Source organism: Pseudomonas khavaziana (genome assembly GCF_036704165.1).
GTDB lineage: Bacteria > Pseudomonadota > Gammaproteobacteria > Pseudomonadales > Pseudomonadaceae > Aquipseudomonas > Aquipseudomonas khavaziana.
This window is the reverse complement of the sequence record NZ_CP129946.1, coordinates 5505605-5526024: the sequence shown is the minus strand read 5'-3', so window position 1 is coordinate 5526024 and position 20420 is coordinate 5505605. Positions and strand designations below refer to the sequence as shown.

Annotated in this window: 17 protein-coding genes and 2 tRNA genes; 17 read left to right on the top strand and 2 right to left on the bottom strand. The window is 57.3% G+C overall.

Annotated features, from left to right (window positions below; all coding sequences use genetic code 11):
- Positions 1–23: 23 nt before the first annotated feature.
- A complete protein-coding gene (locus tag QYQ93_RS24785) occupies positions 24–428 on the top strand; it encodes a hypothetical protein (RefSeq protein WP_043048387.1) in 405 nt (134 codons plus the stop codon).
- Between the two features lie 9 nt (positions 429–437).
- On the opposite strand, the gene yhbY is transcribed toward QYQ93_RS24785, so the two are convergent.
- The gene (gene yhbY / locus QYQ93_RS24780; protein ID WP_043048386.1) at positions 438–746 is read right to left on the bottom strand and encodes a ribosome assembly RNA-binding protein YhbY; all 309 of its coding nucleotides are present in this window, start codon (positions 744–746) and stop codon (positions 438–440) included.
- A gap of 106 nt (positions 747–852) precedes the next feature.
- Here yhbY and rlmE point away from each other — a divergent pair, with 106 nt between their 5' ends.
- From rlmE to QYQ93_RS24700, 16 genes are all read left to right on the top strand, one after another.
- Positions 853–1503 carry a 23S rRNA (uridine(2552)-2'-O)-methyltransferase RlmE gene (rlmE, locus tag QYQ93_RS24775; RefSeq protein WP_034117848.1) on the top strand — a complete coding sequence of 217 codons (651 nt, stop codon included), beginning with the start codon at positions 853–855 and terminating at the stop codon, positions 1501–1503.
- 200 nt (positions 1504–1703) lie between these two features.
- Complete coding sequence (ftsH, locus tag QYQ93_RS24770; RefSeq protein ID WP_046069552.1) at positions 1704–3614, top strand: ATP-dependent zinc metalloprotease FtsH; 1911 nt, start codon at positions 1704–1706, stop codon at positions 3612–3614.
- A gap of 8 nt (positions 3615–3622) precedes the next feature.
- Positions 3623–4474, top strand: a complete 852-nt coding sequence (gene folP / locus QYQ93_RS24765) for a dihydropteroate synthase (protein ID WP_043051839.1) — start codon at positions 3623–3625, stop codon at positions 4472–4474.
- 16 nt (positions 4475–4490) lie between these two features.
- Positions 4491–5828 (top strand): phosphoglucosamine mutase, encoded by a 1338-nt coding sequence (gene glmM, locus QYQ93_RS24760; protein WP_043051840.1) that lies wholly within the window; start codon positions 4491–4493, stop codon positions 5826–5828.
- Positions 5829–5894: 66 nt separating this feature from the next.
- Complete coding sequence (tpiA, locus tag QYQ93_RS24755; protein WP_043051841.1) at positions 5895–6650, top strand: triose-phosphate isomerase; 756 nt, start codon at positions 5895–5897, stop codon at positions 6648–6650.
- 4 nt (positions 6651–6654) lie between these two features.
- The gene (secG, locus tag QYQ93_RS24750; RefSeq protein WP_338475668.1) at positions 6655–7038 is read left to right on the top strand and encodes a preprotein translocase subunit SecG; all 384 of its coding nucleotides are present in this window, start codon (positions 6655–6657) and stop codon (positions 7036–7038) included.
- 21 nt (positions 7039–7059) lie between these two features.
- Positions 7060–7145, top strand: a tRNA-Leu gene (locus QYQ93_RS24745).
- Positions 7146–7241: 96 nt separating this feature from the next.
- Positions 7242–7318 (top strand) — tRNA-Met (locus QYQ93_RS24740).
- 140 nt (positions 7319–7458) lie between these two features.
- Positions 7459–7917, top strand: coding sequence for a ribosome maturation factor RimP (rimP, locus tag QYQ93_RS24735; protein ID WP_043051767.1), 459 nt, complete (start codon positions 7459–7461; stop codon positions 7915–7917).
- A gap of 47 nt (positions 7918–7964) precedes the next feature.
- Positions 7965–9446, top strand: a complete 1482-nt coding sequence (gene nusA, locus QYQ93_RS24730; protein WP_043051766.1) for a transcription termination factor NusA — start codon at positions 7965–7967, stop codon at positions 9444–9446.
- 27 nt (positions 9447–9473) lie between these two features.
- Positions 9474–11990, top strand: coding sequence for a translation initiation factor IF-2 (gene infB, locus QYQ93_RS24725; protein WP_043051765.1), 2517 nt, complete (start codon positions 9474–9476; stop codon positions 11988–11990).
- Between the two features lie 159 nt (positions 11991–12149).
- On the top strand, positions 12150–12545 hold the full coding sequence (rbfA, locus tag QYQ93_RS24720) for a 30S ribosome-binding factor RbfA (protein WP_003176137.1): 396 nt from the start codon (positions 12150–12152) through the stop codon (positions 12543–12545).
- Between the two features lie 3 nt (positions 12546–12548).
- On the top strand, positions 12549–13466 hold the full coding sequence (gene truB, locus QYQ93_RS24715) for a tRNA pseudouridine(55) synthase TruB (RefSeq protein ID WP_043051764.1): 918 nt from the start codon (positions 12549–12551) through the stop codon (positions 13464–13466).
- A 116-nt stretch (positions 13467–13582) separates the two neighbouring features.
- Positions 13583–13852, top strand: coding sequence for a 30S ribosomal protein S15 (gene rpsO / locus QYQ93_RS24710; protein WP_003176135.1), 270 nt, complete (start codon positions 13583–13585; stop codon positions 13850–13852).
- Positions 13853–14048: 196 nt separating this feature from the next.
- Positions 14049–16154, top strand: coding sequence for a polyribonucleotide nucleotidyltransferase (gene pnp, locus QYQ93_RS24705; RefSeq protein WP_043051763.1), 2106 nt, complete (start codon positions 14049–14051; stop codon positions 16152–16154).
- A 294-nt stretch (positions 16155–16448) separates the two neighbouring features.
- Positions 16449–17069 (top strand): BON domain-containing protein, encoded by a 621-nt coding sequence (locus QYQ93_RS24700; RefSeq protein WP_043051762.1) that lies wholly within the window; start codon positions 16449–16451, stop codon positions 17067–17069.
- Positions 17070–17443: 374 nt separating this feature from the next.
- Here the strand turns inward: QYQ93_RS24700 and QYQ93_RS24695 are convergent, their stop codons facing one another.
- A complete protein-coding gene (locus tag QYQ93_RS24695) occupies positions 17444–20377 on the bottom strand; it encodes a DUF748 domain-containing protein (protein ID WP_124421777.1) in 2934 nt (977 codons plus the stop codon).
- Positions 20378–20420: the final 43 nt, after the last annotated feature.

The following is a 20420-nucleotide window of genomic DNA, read 5'->3' as shown; positions in this document are numbered from 1 at the left end:
GGCGCCCGCTTCGTGCGGGCGCCATGCTTTGGCAGCTCTCCCAGATGCTTTGGGTCGGTGGCCTGTGGCTGTTACATATTGGCGTGTTACCGGCGCTGGGCTTGATTGGCCTGGCACCGCTGCTGATCGACGAAGTCGACGGATTGTTGAGTGCGCTGCTGGTAGGTTTTGCGGCGGCGTGCGTAATGCTTCAGGCGTTAGTGCTGATCAAGGCTGAAGGCTTGGGGAGTTTGTGGCGAGATATTCGTGGGCAACTGCTGTTGATGGCGCTGTATGCCTGCGCGATGTTTTGCGTGGTGCATGTGTGGCTGCCGGAAGCGTTGCGCTGGCGGCTGTTCAGCTATCTTGTGCTAGGGTTCTCCGGCCTGGTGCTGGTGATGCAGCCGGTCCCAGGATGGAGTGGCAGGGCGCGCGAAGCACGCCCGTGACCCTTTTTGTTACTTGAAGCGGTGTACGTTCGACAGTTGCTTGTTGACGCTGAAGTTCTTGCGATACAGCAGCGCCATCTTGCCGATGACCTGGACCAGGTCCGCCTTGCCCGCCTTGCACAGTTCTGCAACGGCAGCCAGGCGCGCTTCGCGATCAAGGATGTTGACCTTGATCTTGATCAGCTCGTGATCGTTCAGTGCGCGTTCAAATTCGGCTAACACACCTTCAGTCAACCCGTTGTCTGCCACAATCAGAACTGGTTTCAGATGGTGGCCAATGGATTTGTACTGTTTCTTCTGCTCTTGAGTGAGCGGCATAATCTGACCCCTGCGTCTGATCTTGTAAAAAGCGGCGGCCAGTTTACCCGAGCGAGTCCGGGACCGCCCAGTTAATCACGACCCGTTTTATTTTTCGAGGTGGCCCGTGGCCCGTTCCAAAACTAGCCTTAAGTGGCTGCAAGAACATTTCAACGATCCTTACGTCAAAAAGGCGCAGAAGGATGGGTATCGCTCCCGGGCCAGCTACAAGCTGCTGGAGATCCAGGACAAGGACAAGTTGATTCGTCCAGGCATGAGCGTCATCGACCTTGGTGCGGCCCCCGGTGGCTGGTCCCAGGTGACCAGCCGTCTGATTGGTGGGCAAGGTCGATTGATCGCTTCCGACATCCTTGAGATGGACAGCATCCCCGATGTCACCTTCGTACACGGTGATTTCACCCAGGACGCGGTGTTGGCCGAGATTCTGGAAGCTGTAGGAAATTCGCAGGTAGACCTTGTGATTTCCGACATGGCCCCCAATATGAGTGGATTACCGGCTGTTGATATGCCGCGAGCCATGTTCCTGTGCGAATTGGCACTGGATCTGGCGGGTCGCGTATTGCGTCCGGGTGGTGATTTCCTGGTGAAAGTGTTCCAGGGCGAAGGTTTCGACGAGTACCACAAGAACATCCGCAAGTTGTTCGACAAGGTACAGACGCGTAAGCCGGACTCATCCCGGGACAGGTCCAGGGAACAATACCTGTTATGCCGCGGCTTCCGCGGCGTCGAAGGCGCGGCGAGCGAGGAGCGTTTTTGAGAATTTCGAGGAAGGCGATAGGTTTTTTTATATCGCTTTTGTCATGAGGCTTTACGAATATTGTGTAGTCAAAGTTTCACAAAGGGTTACAGACGGCGCCTGCCAGAGATGTAGGTAATGTAGTAAGTTAGGCCGGTGAATATCATGCGAAGCGCGCGCCAGTAGCGGAGCTTGCTTCAGAGGGTAGTTAATTGAACGATATGGCAAAGAATCTGATCCTGTGGTTGATCATCGCGGCTGTCCTGGTGACGGTGATGAACAACTTCTCCAGCCCTAACGAGCCGCAGACCCTCAACTATTCCGACTTCATCCAGCAAGTCAAGGATGGCAAGGTCGAGCGCGTAGCGGTTGATGGCTACGTGATTACCGGTAAGCGCATTGATGGCGACAGCTTCAAGACCATTCGTCCGGCAATTCAGGACAATGGGCTGATCGGCGACCTGGTGGATAATAAGGTCGTCGTGGAAGGCAAGCAGCCGGAGCAGCAGAGTATCTGGACACAGCTCCTGGTAGCCAGCTTCCCGATCCTGGTGATTATCGCCGTGTTCATGTTCTTCATGCGCCAGATGCAGGGCGGTGCGGGAGGCAAGGGCGGGCCGATGAGCTTCGGCAAGAGCAAGGCGCGCCTGCTCTCCGAAGATCAGGTAAAGACGACCCTGGCTGACGTTGCCGGTTGCGATGAAGCCAAGGAAGAAGTCGGCGAACTGGTAGAGTTTCTGCGCGATCCGGGCAAGTTCCAGCGTCTGGGTGGTCGTATTCCTCGCGGCGTGCTGATGGTGGGTCCTCCGGGTACCGGTAAAACCTTGTTGGCCAAGGCGATTGCCGGGGAGGCCAAAGTGCCTTTCTTCACGATCTCCGGCTCCGACTTCGTCGAGATGTTCGTCGGCGTGGGTGCCAGCCGTGTTCGAGACATGTTCGAACAGGCAAAGAAACATGCTCCGTGCATCATTTTTATCGACGAAATCGATGCCGTTGGTCGCCATCGTGGTGCCGGCATGGGTGGTGGTCACGATGAGCGTGAGCAGACCCTCAACCAGTTGTTGGTCGAGATGGATGGTTTCGAGATGAATGACGGCATTATCGTCATCGCTGCGACCAACCGTCCGGACGTGCTGGACCCTGCACTGCTGCGTCCGGGCCGTTTCGACCGTCAGGTCGTGGTTGGCCTGCCGGATATCCGTGGCCGTGAACAGATCCTGAAAGTACACATGCGCAAAGTGCCAATGGGTGACGACGTGGCACCGGCTGTGATTGCCCGTGGTACGCCTGGTTTCTCCGGTGCTGACCTGGCTAACCTGGTCAACGAGGCTTCCTTGTTCGCTGCCCGTACCGGCAAGCGCATTGTTGAAATGAAAGAGTTTGAGCTGGCCAAAGACAAGATCATGATGGGCGCCGAGCGCAAATCCATGGTCATGTCCGAGAAAGAGAAGCAGAACACCGCTTATCACGAGGCGGGTCACGCTATTGTCGGTCGCGTTGTGCCTGAGCATGACCCGGTCTACAAAGTGTCGATCATCCCCCGCGGTCGGGCCCTGGGTGTGACCATGTTCCTGCCGGAGGAGGATCGCTATAGCCTCTCCAAGCGGGCGCTGATCAGCCAGATCTGTTCGCTGTACGGCGGCCGGATTGCGGAAGAAATGACCCTTGGTTTCGACGGTGTGACCACCGGCGCGTCCAACGACATCATGCGTGCCAGCCAGATTGCTCGGAACATGGTGACCAAGTGGGGCCTGTCGGAGAAGCTGGGTCCTTTGATGTATGCCGAGGAAGAGGGTGAAGTGTTCCTGGGTCGTGGTGGTGGCGGTCAGAGCGCCAGCTTCTCGGGTGAGACAGCCAAGCTGATCGACTCCGAGGTTCGCAGCATCATTGACCAGTGCTACGGTACGGCCAAGCAGATCCTGACTGATAACCGCGACAAACTTGACGCCATGGCTGATGCGCTGATGAAGTATGAGACCATCGACGCCGACCAGATCGACGACATCATGGCTGGCCGTACGCCGCGTGAGCCTCGTGATTGGGAAGGTGGTTCGGGTACCTCGGGCACCCCGCCCGTAGTTCAGAATGAACTCCCTGAAGCCCCAATCGGTGGCCCGGCGGCTGACCATTAAGGTTTGAAATGACTTCTGCGTTGTCCTCTACCCGGTTGCCTTGCGGCAACCGGGTTCTTGATTTGGCCCATGCACATGTCATGGGGATTCTCAATGTAACCCCTGATTCCTTTTCCGATGGCGGCCGTTTCAGCCAGGTCGACGCTGCGTTGCGCCACGCCGAGGCGATGGTGGCTGCTGGCGCGACTTTGATTGATGTCGGTGGTGAATCGACCCGGCCTGGCGCTCGTGTTGTTTCGCCATTGGAAGAGTTGGAACGAGTGGCGCCGGTTGTCGAGCGCATCGCCCGCGAGCTGGATGTGATTATCTCGGTGGATACTTCCACTCCGGCGGTGATGCGCGAAACTGCTCGTCTCGGGGCTGGACTTATCAACGACGTACGTTCGTTGCGACGTGATGGTGCCCTTGATGCCGCCGCAGCGACCGGCCTGCCTGTCTGTCTGATGCATATGCTGGGTGAGCCCGGCAATATGCAGGATAATCCGCACTACAACGACCTGGTCGGCGAAGTAAGTGGGTTTCTTGCTGACAGGATGGCCCAGTGCGTGGCTGTGGGAATTGCACCTGAGAAGATCATCCTTGATCCGGGATTTGGTTTCGCCAAGACCTTGGAGCACAATTTGAGCCTGTTCAAACACATGGATGCTCTGCATGCCCTTGGTCGCCCGCTGTTGGTCGGCGTCTCGCGCAAGAGCATGATCGGGCTCGCCTTGAATCGCCCGGTGGGTGAGCGTTTGTATGGCGGCCTGGCGCTTGCGGCGCTTGCCGTAACCAAGGGCGCACGTATTTTGCGTGTACATGATGTCGCCGAAACGGTCGACGTGGTGCGCATGCTCGCTGCTGTAGAATCAGCCGAATAAGAATGATGGAGCACTTATGACTAAAAAATATTTTGGCACCGACGGCATTCGTGGTCGGGTCGGCGAATTTCCGATTACTCCTGACTTCATGCTCAAGTTGGGTTGGGCGGCAGGCATGGCGTTCCGCAGCATGGGCGCTTGTCGCATCCTGGTAGGCAAAGATACCCGTATCTCGGGTTACATGTTTGAGTCAGCGCTGGAGGCCGGTTTGTCGGCCGCCGGCGCCGATGTGATGCTGCTGGGGCCTATGCCCACACCGGCGATCGCATACCTGACACGTACGTTCCACGCTGAGGCTGGGATTGTGATCAGTGCCTCCCATAACCCTCATGATGACAATGGCATCAAGTTCTTTTCCGGGCAGGGCACCAAATTGCCTGACGAGATCGAGCTGATGATCGAAGAGCTGCTGGATGCGCCGATGACGGTGGTTGAATCCAGCAAGCTAGGCAAGGTGTCGCGTATTAATGACGCATCCGGTCGTTATATCGAATTCTGCAAAAGTAGCGTTCCAAGCAGCACCAATTTTGCCGGGTTGAAGATCGTCGTCGATTGCGCCCATGGTGCGACCTATAAGGTAGCGCCGAGCGTCTTCAAGGAGCTGGGCGCGCAGGTCACAGTACTGTCTGCACAGCCTAATGGCTTGAACATCAACGATAATTGTGGCTCCACCCACATGGAGCAGCTGCAGGCGGCTGTCCTGGCCGAGCACGCAGACCTGGGCATTGCTTTCGACGGCGATGGGGACCGGGTCCTGATGGTGGATCACACCGGCATGATCGTGGATGGTGATGACCTGCTGTTCATCATTGCTCGTGACCTGCATGAGCGTAACAAGCTGCACGGTGGCGTCGTGGGTACCTTGATGAGTAACCTCGGGCTTGAACTGGCGCTGGCAGAACTGGGTATCCCCTTTATTCGTGCCAATGTTGGTGACCGTTATGTGATCGCCGAGTTGCTGGAGCGTAACTGGCTGGTCGGCGGTGAGAACTCCGGGCACGTCGTCTGCTTCCAGCACACCACTACAGGCGACGCGATCATCGCCGCGCTGCAGGTGTTGCTGGCTTTGCGTCGTCGTGAAGAGAGCCTGGCACAGGCGCGCCAAGCCCTGCGCAAATGCCCGCAAGTGCTCCTCAATGTGCGCTTCGCCGGTGGCGAAAACCCGATCGAGCACCCGGCAGTCAAAGAGGCTTGCGAGCGTGTGACCCAGGCAATGGCTGGGCGTGGGCGTGTGTTATTGCGCAAGTCCGGCACAGAGCCTCTGGTGCGCGTCATGGTCGAAGGCGAGGACGAAACCCAGGTTCGCGGCCATGCCGAAGACCTGGCGAAACTGGTAACTGAAGTTTGCGCCTGAATTCGGCTTGCCAGTGATGATGTGGTTGGGTAACATCTGCGCCCACTTTGACCGACGAGGTACAGCATGCGTCGCACTATGGTAGCTGGTAACTGGAAGATGCACGGTACCCGCGCCAGTGTCGCTGAGCTGATCAACGGCCTTCGTCACTTGGCCTTGCCTGGCGGTGTTGATGTCGCGGTGTTTCCGCCTTGCTTGCATATCAACCAAGTGGTTGATGGCTTGAAAGGCAAGTCGATTCAGGTCGGCGCGCAGAACTCTGCGGTGGAGCCCATGCAAGGTGCATTGACTGGCGAGATTTCGCCAAGTCAGTTGGTTGATGCGGGTTGTTCCTATGTGCTTGTCGGGCACTCCGAGCGTCGTCAGATGATGGGCGAGCGTGATGGGACACTCAACCGCAAGTTCGCCGCGGCACAGGCTTGTGGCTTGATTCCGGTGCTGTGTATAGGGGAGACCCTGGAGCAGCGCGAATCGGGCAAGACTCTTGAAGTTGTCTCGCGTCAGCTGGGCAGCATCATCGAGGAGCTGGGTGTTGGTGCGTTTGCAAAGGCGGTCATTGCTTACGAGCCGGTCTGGGCCATTGGCACTGGGCTGACTGCTACACCGCAACAAGCGCAGGATGTGCACGCAGCCATTCGCGCGCAGTTGGCGGCAGAAAATTCTGAAGTCGCACAAGGTGTGCGGCTTCTATACGGCGGCAGCGTGAAGGCGGCCAATGCGGTCGAACTGTTCGGCATGCCGGATATCGATGGGGGGCTCATTGGTGGAGCCTCCCTGAATGCAGATGAGTTCGGTGCGATCTGTCGCGCCGCGGGAAACTGAAAAAATGCTGGAAACAGTCGTAGTCGTTTTTCATCTGTTGGCTGCCCTGAGCGTAGTTGCTCTGGTTTTGTTGCAACAGGGTAAAGGTGCGGATGCTGGTGCGTCTTTCGGTGCAGGTGCTTCAAATACTGTGTTCGGAAGCCAAGGTTCCTCTACCTTTCTTAGTAAGTTTACTGCTATACTTGCCGCCGGTTTCTTCATAACCAGCTTGGGGTTAGGTTACTTTGCTAAAGAGAAGGCTCATGTGCTGACTCAGGTAGGTCTCCCAAACCCAGCAGTGTTGGAAGTACCAAAAGCAAAACCGGCTTCTGATGATGTCCCGGTGCTTCAAGAGCAAAAGTCGGCTACTCCAGCGACTGACGTGCCTCCAGCTCGAGAGCAGAAGTAAGAAGGTTGTAAACGCTGTATTGCCGAGGTGGTGGAATTGGTAGACACGCAACCTTGAGGTGGTTGTGCCCATAGGGTGTAGGGGTTCGAGTCCCCTTCTCGGTACCAATTATCAGGAGAGCCCGCTGTTGCGGGCTTTCTTGTAGGTGGAAGGTTACATTGACCCTGTAAGGGATCGGTCGTATACTTCCGCCCCAGCTTTGTCGCGGGGTGGAGCAGTCTGGTAGCTCGTCGGGCTCATAACCCGAAGGTCGTCGGTTCAAATCCGGCCCCCGCAACCAGTTTTAGCGGAGCCCCTTTTAAGGGGCTTTTTGTTAGCTGGACACTTTCGACGCCGCTGTTCGACGGCGTTTCAAGGATGGGCGTTTCGCCCATTTTTTTATTTTGCACAGCATGCACATACATGCACGAGGGGGTTCAGGTGTCGAGCAAGCTAGAAGAGTTGCAGGCCTTGCTGGCCCCGGTGGTCGTGGCCCTAGGCTATGAATGCTGGGGTATTGAGTTTTCGGCTCAGGGTCGCCACTCAATGTTGCGCGTTTATATCGATAAAGAGGGCGGCGTGCTGATCGACGATTGTGCCATTGTCAGCCGTCAGATCAGCGGTTTGCTGGATGTTGAAGATCCTATCACCGCAGAATACACCCTCGAAGTTTCCTCGCCAGGCATGGAACGCCCGCTGTTCATTATCGAGCAGTTTGCTAAATATGCCGGTGAACAAGTGAAGATCAGGCTGCGCTCCCCGTTCGAAGGGCGACGCAACTTTCAGGGCCTTCTGCGCGGTGTAGAAGAACAGGATGTCGTGGTGCAGGTAGAAGACCATGAGTTCCTGTTGCCGATCGATATGATCGACAAGGCCAACATTATTCCCAGTTTTGACTGAGACGCGGATCCCGCGGATCCAATGGCTTGCGAAAGGCGAGGCGTACGATGAGCAAAGAAGTACTGCTGGTTGTTGAGTCGGTATCCAATGAAAAGGGCGTACCGGCAAACGTGATTTTTGAAGCGCTGGAGCTGGCCCTGGCCACTGCTACCAAAAAGCGTTTTGAAGATGAAGTTGATCTGCGTGTGGAAATCAACCGCCACACCGGTGCCTATGAGACCTTCCGTCGCTGGACGGTTGTCGAAGAAGCCGATCTTGATGATCCGGCCATCGAAACCTGGCCAAGCAAGGTTGCGCAAACGCACCCTGGTGCCCAGGTTGGTGATGTCGTCGAAGAAAAGATCGAATCGATCGAGTTCGGCCGTATTGCTGCACAGACCGCCAAGCAGGTCATTGTGCAAAAGGTTCGCGAAGCCGAGCGCGCTCAAGTCGTTGACGCCTATCGCGAGCGGTTGGGGGAAATCATCTCCGGCACCGTGAAAAAAGTCACCCGCGATAACGTGATCGTCGACCTGGGTAACAATGCGGAAGCGTTGCTGGCCCGTGAAGACATCATCTCTCGCGAAACCTTCCGTGTTGGCGTGCGTCTGCGTGCGCTGCTCAAGGAAATCCGCACTGAGAACCGCGGCCCTCAGTTGATCCTGTCGCGTACTGCGCCGGAAATGCTGATCGAGCTGTTCCGTATCGAAGTGCCGGAAATCGCCGAAGGTCTGATCGAAGTCATGGCTGCATCCCGGGACCCGGGTTCGCGTGCCAAGATTGCGGTCCGCTCCAAGGACAAGCGCATTGATCCGCAAGGCGCCTGCATCGGTATGCGCGGTTCGCGCGTCCAGGCAGTGTCGGGCGAATTGGGCGGCGAGCGTGTCGACATCGTCCTGTGGGACGATAACCCTGCGCAGTTTGTGATCAATGCGATGTCGCCGGCTGAAGTGGCGGCAATTATCGTTGACGAGGATGCCCATGCAATGGACATCGCCGTTGGCGCAGACAATCTGGCTCAGGCCATTGGTCGTGGTGGTCAGAACGTGCGTCTGGCCAGCCAACTGACCGGTTGGACCCTGAACGTGATGACCGAATCGGACATCCAGGCTAAGCAGCAAGCTGAAACCGGTGACATCCTGCGCAACTTCATCGAAGAGCTGGAAGTCGATGAAGACCTGGCGCAGGTGCTGGTAGATGAAGGCTTCACCAGCCTGGAAGAGATTGCCTACGTACCGTTGGAAGAAATGCTCAACATCGACGGCTTTGACGAAGACACCGTCAACGAGCTTCGCGCTCGGGCCAAGGATCGTTTGTTGACTAAAGCCATCGCTACTGAGGAAAAGCTGGCAGACGCCCATCCGGCCGAAGACCTGCTCTCGCTTGAGGGTATGGACAAGGATTTGGCGATGGAACTGGCGGTGCGCGGCGTAATTACCCGCGAAGACCTGGCCGAGCAGTCTATTGACGATCTGCTCGACATCGACGGCATTGACGATGATCGTGCCGGCAAGTTGATCATGGCCGCCCGAGCCCATTGGTTCGAGTAATTAGGCGCGGCCTGAGGAGAGAAGTGCATGACGCAAGTCACGGTGAAACAACTGGCCGATGAGGTCAAAACACCGGTAGAGCGCCTGTTGCAGCAGATGCGTGAGGCAGGTCTGCCGCACACCGCCGCCGATGAAGGTGTGAGCGATAGTGAGAAGCAGTCTTTGCTGACTCACTTGAAGAGCAGCCACAAGGCGAAAGTGGAAGAACCGCGCAAGATTACATTGCAGCGCAAAACCACCAGCACCCTGCGTGTTGCGGGTAGCAAGAGCATCAGCGTTGAAGTGCGCAAGAAGAAAGTCTTCGTACAGCGCAGCCCGGAAGAAATTGAAGCCGAGCGCAAACGCGAACTGGAAGAACGTCGCGCAGTAGAAAATGCTGCTCGTCAGAAGGCTGAAGAAGAAGCCAAGCGTCGCGCCGAAGAAGAAGCGCGTCGCCAGCCTGCTGCTGCGCAACCTGCTTCCACTGAAGCAGTCGCCGCTCCTGCTGAAGCTGTGCGTGAGGCCACCCCGGTTGCCGCTGCACCTGCTCCTGCAGCAGATGCCCGCAAGCGCGACGAACCACGTCGTCCAGACAAACCCCGTGCCGACGATAACAATCGTCGCGGTGGTGGTGGCGATGGCGAGCGCAAAAACGCTCCGCATCGTGCTTCGGTTAAAGAGAAGGCGCCTGCTCCACGCGTTGCCCCACGTACTACCGACGAAGAAAGCGATGGCTTCCGTCGTGGTGGTCGCGGCAAGGCCAAGCTGAAAAAACGCAACGCCCACGGTTTCCAGAGCCCAACCGGCCCTGTCGTGCGCGAAGTGAAGATCGGCGAGACCATCACTGTGGGCGATCTGGCCCAGCAGATGTCGGTCAAGGCTGCTGAAATCATCAAGTTCATGTTCAAGCTGGGCACTCCGGCCACCATCAACCAGGTACTGGACCAGGAAACTGCCCAGCTTGTGGCTGAGGAATTGGGCCACAAAGTGACCCTGGTCAGCGACACCGCCCTGGAAGATTCCCTGGCCGAGTCCCTGAAGTTTGAAGGTGAGGCAGTCTCCCGTGCGCCAGTCGTGACCGTAATGGGCCACGTTGACCACGGTAAGACTTCCCTGCTCGACTACATCCGTCGTGCCAAGGTAGCCGCTGGCGAAGCCGGTGGTATCACCCAGCACATCGGTGCGTACCACGTTGAAACCGAACGCGGCATGGTCACCTTCCTCGACACCCCAGGTCACGCCGCGTTTACCGCAATGCGTGCCCGTGGTGCCAAGGCGACCGACATCGTGATCCTGGTCGTTGCAGCGGACGACGGCGTAATGCCGCAGACCATTGAAGCGGTCCAGCACGCGAAGGCTGCCGGTGTTCCCTTGGTCGTTGCCGTGAACAAAATCGACAAGCCGGGCGCTGATCTCGATCGCATCCGTAGCGAACTGTCGGTACACGGCGTGACGTCCGAGGAGTGGGGTGGCGAGACTCCATTCGTATCGGTCTCGGCGAAGATGGGTACTGGCGTTGACGAACTGCTCGAAGCTGTTCTGTTGCAAGCCGAAGTCCTGGAATTGACTGCTACTCCATCGGCTCCTGGCCGTGGTGTCGTGGTTGAATCCCGCCTCGACAAGGGCCGTGGCCCGGTTGCAACCGTGCTGGTCCAAGACGGTACCCTGCGCCAAGGCGACATGGTACTGGTCGGTTCGAACTACGGCCGTGTACGTGCCATGCTCGACGAGAACGGCAAGCCAATCAAGGAAGCAGGTCCGGCTATCCCGGTCGAGATCCTCGGCCTGGACGGTACACCGGACGCTGGCGACGAGATGAGTGTAGTTGCCGACGAGAAGAAAGCCCGTGAAGTGGCTCTGTTCCGTCAAGGCAAGTTCCGTGAGGTCAAGCTGGCCCGTGCTCACGCCGGCAAGCTGGAAAACATCTTCGAGAACATGGGTCAGGAAGAGAAGAAGACGCTTAACATCGTCCTCAAATCTGATGTCCGTGGTTCCCTCGAAGCGTTGAACGGCGCTTTGAACGGCCTGGGTAACGACGAAGTGCAAGTGCGCGTTGTCGGTGGCGGTGTCGGTGGTATCACCGAGTCCGACGCCAACCTGGCACTGGCTTCCAACGCTGTGCTGTTCGGCTTCAACGTGCGTGCCGATGCTGGCGCTCGCAAGATCGTCGAGCAGGAAGGCCTGGACATGCGTTACTACAACGTCATCTACGACATCATCGAAGACGTCAAGAAAGCCCTTACCGGTATGCTTGGCAGCGACGTCCGGGAGAACATCCTGGGTATCGCCGAGGTGCGTGACGTGTTCCGCTCGCCGAAGTTCGGTGCGATCGCCGGTTGTATGGTTGTCGAAGGCACCGTGTACCGTAACCGTCCAATCCGTGTACTGCGTGAAGACATCGTTATCTTCGAAGGCGAGCTGGAATCCCTGCGCCGCTTCAAGGATGACGCTGCCGAAGTGCGTGCCGGCATGGAATGCGGTATCGGCGTCAAGAGCTACAACGACGTCAAGGTTGGCGACAAGATCGAAGTCTTCGAGAAGGTTCAGGTTGCTCGCAGCCTCTAACTCGCGCACTTCAGGAGCCACGCAGCGTGTGGGCATGCAAATGCCCCGCGCAGCGTCAGGACTCTAAACGCAACGCCCGGTCTGGCTTTTGTCAGGCCGGGCGTTTGCCGCTTTCAGACCCCACGGGTTTCACCGTGTGGCAGTAACAGGTAACAAGACATGGCAAAAGAATACAGCCGTACCCAGCGTATCGGCGATCAGATGCAGCGTGAGCTGGCCCAACTGATCCGTCGCGAAGTCAAAGACCCCCGCGTTGGCCTGGTCACCATCACCGCTGTCGAGGTGAGCCGTGACGTAGGTCACGCCAAGATCTTCATCACCGTGATGGGGCAGGACAACAGCGAAGAAATCGCACAAAGCATCAAGGTGCTCAACTCGGCCGCAGGTTTCCTGCGCATGCAGTTGGCCCGTGAAATGAAGCTGCGCAGCGTTCCACAGTTGCACTTCCACTACGACGAAAGCGTCGTGCGTGGCGCGCACCTGTCGGCCCTGATCGAACGCGCCGTGGCTGAAGACAGCCAGCATCCGTCCACACCTGAAGACGCCAAGGAGTAATCGGTGGCTCAGGTCAAACGTATCCGTCGCAATGTCAGCGGCATCATTCTGCTCGACAAGCCCATTGGCTTTACCTCCAATGCCGCACTGCAGAAGGTCCGCTGGTTGCTCAATGCCGAGAAGGCAGGGCACACCGGCAGCCTTGATCCACTGGCCACCGGCGTGTTGCCGTTGTGCTTTGGCGAGGCCACCAAGTTCTCGCAATACCTGCTCGATTCCGACAAGGGTTATGAAACCCTGATGCAATTGGGCAAGACCACCACCACGGCCGACGCCGAAGGTGATGTTCTGCAGGTTCGCGAGGTGACCGTTGGTCGTGCTGATATCGAAGCTGCTTTACCGGCTTTTCGCGGGGAAATCAGTCAGATACCGCCGATGTACTCGGCGCTCAAGCGCGACGGACAACCACTTTACAAGCTGGCACGTGCGGGCGAAGTAGTGGAGCGCGAACCGCGTTCTGTTACTATTGCGCGCTTGGAATTGCTCGCCTGTGAAGGCGACACTGCCCGCCTGGCCGTGGACTGCAGCAAGGGCACCTATATCCGTACCCTGGTGGAAGATATTGGTGAAAAGCTCGGCTGCGGTGCGTACGTTGCAGAACTGCGACGCACCCAGGCCGGCCCTTTCAGCCTGGCCCAGACGGTGACGCTGGAAGAGTTGGAAGCCGTGCATGCCGAAGGCGGCAACGAAGCAGTTGATCGCTTCCTGATGCCATCGGATAGCGGTTTGCTCGATTGGCCATTGCTGCACTTCTCGGAGCACAGCGCGTTCTACTGGCTCAACGGCCAGCCGGTACGCGCCCCGGATGCCCCGAAGTTCGGCATGGTGCGGGTACAGGATCATAACGGTCGCTTTATCGGTATCGGTGAAGTGAGCGAAGACGGGCGCATCGCGCCACGTCGACTGATTCGGTCAGAATGACCGAACGAGGGTGGCTGTTAATAGGCATGGTCACTTCTCATTTATAGATACGGGGGTATGCCCTCGGCCTATTGAGATCACCCTTTGGGTGGTTTCCTGAAAAAAAGGATTGCCTCATGGCTCTCGACGTTCAAGAAAAAGCACAAATCGTAGCTGACTATCAGCAAGCTGTTGGTGACACTGGTTCGCCAGAAGTGCAAGTTGCACTGCTGACCCACAACATCAACAAGCTGCAAGGTCACTTCAAGGCCAACGGTAAAGATCACCACTCCCGTCGTGGTCTGATCCGCATGGTAAACCAGCGCCGTAAGCTGCTGGACTACCTGAAAGGCAAGGATCTGGGTCGCTATCAGGCTCTGATCGGTCGCCTGGGTCTGCGTCGCTAATCAGCGATTGCGCTAGAGGTTGGTTGTCTGCCGTGTGTCAGTGGGATTCCCGCTGGCCCATGGTAGGCTCCCAGCCTCAAGTTTTATCTGGATACACGTTTTACCCCTGGACAAGGGTTGGGCCGATTCCCGACATTGCCCAAGAATTTCGCAAGAAGACAAGTTCCCCCAAGAGCCACAAAGAAGGTAGGACACCGTGAACCCGGTTATCAAAAAATTCCAGTTCGGTCAGTCGACCGTTACCCTCGAGACAGGCCGTATCGCCCGTCAAGCCTCCGGCGCAGTGCTGGTTACCGTTGACGACGACGTTACCGTACTGGTGACCGTGGTTGGCGCCAAGACCGCTGACCCGAGCAAAGGCTTCTTCCCTCTGTCCGTTCACTACCAGGAAAAGACTTACGCTGCCGGTAAGATCCCTGGCGGTTTCTTCAAGCGCGAAGGCCGTCCTTCCGAGAAAGAAACCCTGACTTCCCGATTGATCGACCGTCCGATCCGTCCGCTGTTCCCAGAAGGCTTCATGAACGAAGTGCAGGTCGTCTGCACCGTGGTTTCCACCAGCAAGAAAACCGATCCGGACATCGCTGCGATGATCGGCACCTCGGCAGCCCTGGCTATCTCGGGCATTCCGTTCGATGGTCCTATTGGTGCCGCTCGCGTTGCTTTCCACGAGAGCACTGGTTACCTGTTGAACCCGTCTTACGAGCAGCAGAAAGCTTCGAGCCTGGACATGGTCGTTGCCGGTACTTCCGAAGCCGTACTGATGGTTGAATCGGAAGCCAAAGAGCTGACCGAAGACCAGATGCTGGGCGCCGTACTGTTTGCTCACGACGAGTTCCAGGTTGTGATCAACGCAGTTAAGGAATTGGCTGCCGAAGCTGCCAAGCCGACCTGGGCCTGGGCTGCTGCCCCGGAAGCCACCGACCTGCTGGGCGCTATCCGCTCCGAGTTCGGTGCTGCGATCTCCGACGCCTACACCATCACCGTCAAAGCTGACCGTTACGCTCGCCTGGGTGAGTTGAAGGATCAGGTCGTAGCCAAGCTGTCCGGTGAAGAAGGCCAGCCTTCCGCCAGCGACGTCAAAGCTGCATTCGGTGAAATCGAATACCGCACCGTTCGCGAAAACATCGTTAACGGCAAGCCGCGTATCGACGGTCGCGACACTCGCACTGTACGTCCGCTGAACATCGAAGTCGGCGTTCTGCCGAAGACTCATGGTTCAGCGCTGTTTACCCGTGGTGAAACCCAGGCACTGGTTGTAGCAACCCTCGGCACTGCCCGTGACGCACAGCTGCTGGACACCTTGGAAGGCGAGAAAAAAGACCCCTTCATGCTGCACTACAACTTCCCTCCGTTCTCGGTGGGCGAGTGTGGTCGCATGGGTGGTGCCGGTCGTCGTGAAATCGGTCACGGCCGTCTCGCTCGTCGTTCGATTGCTGCGATGCTGCCTGCTGCCGATGTGTTCCCGTACACCATTCGTGTGGTATCGGAAATCACCGAGTCCAACGGTTCCAGCTCCATGGCTTCGGTCTGCGGTGCTTCCCTGGCACTGATGGACGCTGGCGTGCCGATGAAGGCACCGGTTGCCGGTATCGCCATGGGCCTGGTTAAAGAAGGCGAGAAGTTCGCCATCCTGACCGACATCCTGGGTGACGAAGACCACCTGGGCGACATGGACTTCAAAGTAGCCGGTACCGCTAAAGGTGTTACCGCGCTGCAGATGGACATCAAGATCAAGGGCATCACCGAAGAGATCATGGAAATCGCCCTGGGCCAAGCCCTGGAAGCGCGCCTGAACATCCTCGGCCAGATGAACCAGATCATTGGTCAGTCCCGTACCGAACTGTCGGAAAATGCTCCGACCATGATCGCGATGAAAATCGACACCGACAAAATCCGTGATGTTATCGGTAAAGGCGGCGCGACCATTCGTGCGATCTGTGAAGAGACCAAGGCGTCGATCGACATCGAAGACGACGGCTCGATCAAAATCTTCGGCGAAACCAAGGAAGCGGCTGAAGCTGCACGCCAGCGCGTCCTGGGTATCACCGCTGAGGCAGAGATCGGCAAGATCTACGTCGGCAAGGTTGAGCGCATCGTCGACTTCGGCGCATTCGTCAACATCCTGCCGGGCAAGGATGGTCTGGTTCACATCTCCATGTTGAGCGACGCTCGCGTTGAGAAAGTGACCGACATTCTCAAAGAAGGCCAGGAAGTCGAAGTACTGGTACTGGACGTGGACAACCGCGGCCGTATCAAGCTGTCCATCAAGGACGTAGCAGCAGCCAAGGCTTCGGGCGTTTAATCACCCGTAGTTCAGGCTGGAAAAGGGACTCTTCGGAGTCCTTTTTTTATGGGTACTGGAAAATTAAGCAAAATCAGCCATTTAGCCCATCGCCAAAAACCGCAACTTGCATGCAGGTGCAGCGAGTTTCATGCAAGTTGCACGATTTCGAAAATAGGGTATTTTTTTAACTAGTTGATTTATAAGGGGTTATTTCGGTTTTTTGACTTGGCACGCCGTCTGCAATATCCCTGTTAACGCTGCAGCATCAAGGTCCACACGCCGCAGACTTTTAATAAAACAGGAGTTACTCGTATGAAGAAGTTCGCTCTCGCTACTGCTACCGCTCTGACACTGGCCATGGGTGCTAGCGTGGCCTTTGCTCAGACTTCCCAGGCCCCTATGACTCTGGCGGCTGGTGAAATGACCAAGGCCAAAGAGTCCACCTCGGATACCTGGATCACTACCAAAGTAAAAGCTGATCTGCTGACTGAGAAAGGCATTCCTGGTTCCGACATCAAGGTAGAAACCAACAAAGGCGTGGTTTCCCTTTCCTCCGATGTAGCTATCTCCGACTCGCAGAAAGCGACCGCTGTAGCCATTACCAAGAAAATCAAAGGCGTAACTGCTGTTTCTGCTGACGGCCTGCTGGCTGGCGGCGCTACCAAAGCTGACGGTATTGATAAAACCAAAGGCGCGGCTGCTGATGCCAAAGGCGCGACCAGCGACACTTGGATCACTACTAAAGTGAAGGCTGACCTGGTTACCGAAAAAGGTATTCCTGGTACCGATATCAAGGTAGAGACCAACAAAGGTGTGGTTTCCCTGTCTTCCGCGACTGCTGTAACTGCATCGCAGAAAGAAACTGCAGTCGCAATTGCCAAGAAAATCAAAGGCGTTAAAGCTGTATCGGCCGATGGCCTGAAAGCTGAGTAACGCGCCCTTTTCGTCTGAACTAGATGGCGGCGGCTTAGGGTGAGTTAGATATCCACCCGATGCACCTCTGGAGTTCATGCGACCGACCACACGGATGTGGTCATTACAGGCCCCGACACTTGTGTCGGGGCCTGTTCTATTCTAGGGCGCAATTGCTGGCCAAGCGCGGCATGAGAATATGGGAGGGGGGTTACCCTAATATCGCCCTCTGTAGGAGCGAGCTTGCTCGCGAAAAACGTCAACGATAACGCGTGCTTCCTGAATGAGCGCTGTGCCTGTGAGTTTTTCGCGAGCAAGCTCGCTCCTACAAAAAGCCTTAACTGACTGGCATTAGCGCGTGCCCCTCCCGCATTTAGAATTGCGCGAGCTTCAGGTTACTCAGCATCCAGATGCATTGGGGTGATGACACGACCATCTTTCTCCGCCTGCCCCAGCTGCGCATCAATGAAGTACACCCGGTCGTCTTCCAGCTGTCCCTTGTCCACCAGGTAATCCTTGATCGTGCTGGCGCGGTCCTGGCCCAGTTTGCGTAACAGTACATCACTGGCGCTCCAGAACTTGATCACGCCGTCCTTGAGTTTCGCCGTGCGCTCATCGCTGCCCAGGTCTTTCCATTCGGCCGGTGGCTGCTGCTTCAAGCGGGTGCGATAGATGCCTTCCAGCAGTGGGGCCTTTTCCTTCTCTGGCACCACCAGCAATGAGGCCTGGGCCGGGACTTTGTCGCCACGGCGCTGGAGGATCTTGTAGTAGTTGTATTGGTATTCACGTTCCAGCCGTTCTGCGGCCAGGAACGGCCCGTCGCTGCTTGCGGCAGCCGTGCCTTCAATTTCCAGGCGCAGGGTAGGGCGCTCTTTCAACGCCTTGGCCAGGGTGTTCAAAGCGCCTTCGGCATCTTTGTTCAGCTCACTGGAGCCGGCGTCGAACGACACATTGCCCAGGTCTTCCGAGCCGCCACCGGTCACCAACCCGCCGATAAACTTGAACGGCGCTGTTGCTGCCCGTACTACGAGGTTACGCAGGGTCTGCCACACAATCGGCATTACGCTGAATTGTGGGTTGTTCAAGTCGCCACTCACCGGCAGTTCGATGGAGATCTTGCCATCGGAGTCCTTGAGCAGGGCAACCGCCAGGCGAATCGGCAAGTCCACCGCGTCGGAGCTGTCGACTTTTTCACCCAGTTGCAGTTGTTCGACCACCACTTTGTTTTCAGCCTTCAACTGGCCCTTGGTGATGACGTAGTGCAAGTCGAGATTCAAGCGGCCCTTGCGGATACGGAAACCAGCGAACTTGCCTGAGTAAGGCGTCAGGTTGGTCAACTCGACACGCTTGAAGCTGGTAGCGATATCCAGCGACGCCATCGGATCAAACGGGTTCACGCTGCCTTTGATGGTCACCGGCGCGTAGCGGTCCACCTTGCCCTTTATGTCGACGCTGGCCGGTTTGGCCTGGCGGCTGTCGATGGTACCGATCTGGCCGTTGAGCTGTTGAATCGCGGTAGCAAAGTTGGGCGTGAGGCTGAAGTCGGCAAAGTTGGCCGAACCATCGTTGATTGCGATCTGGCCGATATGAATGCCCAGGGGCTTCTCGTTGCTGGCTGCGGGTTTGGCGGCCGACTTATTGCCACTGTCTGCCGGCTGTGGAACCAGCAGGTCATCAATGTTGGTGGTGCGATCGTCGTTGATCATGAAGCGCGCATAGGGTTGCAGCAGGTTGACCTTGTCGATCGACAGGCTTTGGCCGTGCTGGTAGTTCACGCCCTCCAGCACCAGGCGCTGCCACTTGAGGAAGTCGCGGGTCTTGAGGGTGTCCAGGGTATGCAACTGATCAACCTGGGCGCGGCCGGTGACTTGGAGGGCCAGAGGCTCGGTGCTTTTGAGGTTCACATCCAGGTTGCTGCCCAGCATGCCGCTGCGCAGTTCCAGGCGAATAAACGGGCTGATATAGGACTGGGCGACCCGCAGATCGATGTCCTGGGTGGTCACTTTCAGTTTGGCGCTGACGGGGTTGAGGTTAACCTCACCAGTCGCCTGGATCTTGCCTTGCTTGCCCAGGCCGGTGTCGACCTTCAAGGTAAAGGGGCTCTGGTTGAGGCTGTCGAAGTTCTGCACATCGACATTCAATGGGCCAAGCTCCAGCGCGACCGCAGGTTTGGCCTGGCGATCGGCCAGGTGCACCTGGTAGTTACGCAGTTGCACGTCCTTGAGCAGCACTTGCCAGGGTTTGCTCGGGGCTGCCGGTTGCGCTTGAGGGGCATCGGCAGTGGCCGGCGCAGTGGCCGGTTGCGGTGCCGTGGCTGGTTTACTCGGCTGGCTGGCAAACAGTTTCTGCCAATCCAACTGCCCATCGGCTTCACGGGCCGCCCAGGTTTCCAGCTTGTTGCTGCGAATCTTGCCGACAACCACCTGCTGCTTGGCCAGGTCTACCGTGGTTTCGCTGACGTCCAGGCGCTCCAGGCGGGCCAATGGCCGGCCATCCGGCGCCTTGATTGCAAAGGGCGCGATGCTGGCGGCGGTGTTGGTCAGGTTCAGTTCGGTTTCTTTGGCCAGGCTGAATTTATAGTCGGTGCTGAAGTTGAGCACACCGTCTTCCAGCACCAGGGGCAAGGCGTCACGTACATAGGGCCACCAGGCTTTCATCTTGCCGTCGGTGACTTTCAAGGTGCCTTCGGATGTGATCGGCACCAGGCTGAAATTACCTTTCCAGTCGATCTGCCCACCGTCAGGGCCCGCGGCGACCAGGGTCATGTCGGCGTTGTCTTCGGGCAAGGTACTGAGGTTTTTCAACTCGAAGTCGAGTTTGTCGTAAAGAAATTCGATGGGTTCGCTGGGGCGCAGGTCCTGGAAGTGCAGGTTGCCGCCCGCCAGCTTGATGCTGTCGATACGCAGTGGGAACGGCTTGGCATCGGGATCGGCTGGGGTCGGCTCGCTCGGTGGCAGCTTGAACAACTGCGCCAGGTTAAGTTGGCCGGATTTGTCGAACAGCAGTTCGGTCTTGGGCTTGTCCAATTGCACATCGGCCAGGTGCAGGGCGCGGGTCCAGAGACTGTCCACTTGCAGGTTGGCGTAGAAGCGCTCGAAACCCACTTGTTCTTTGCCCGGCTCACCGATCTTCAGGCCCCACAATGTCAGTTCGAGGCTGAACGGGTTGAGCTCGATGCGCTCGATTCGCGCTGGCACCGTGGCGTAGTTGGCCAACTGTTGGTTGGCAATGCGAAGGGCAATGCCCGGTAAGATCAGAAAGCCCAGCAAGCTGTACAAAGCAAGGGCGGTCAACAAGGCGCCTGCGGCGCGAATCAATCCTTTGGGCATGGGTGACGCCATCTATGTCGAACGAGAGTGCCTTGGAGTATGG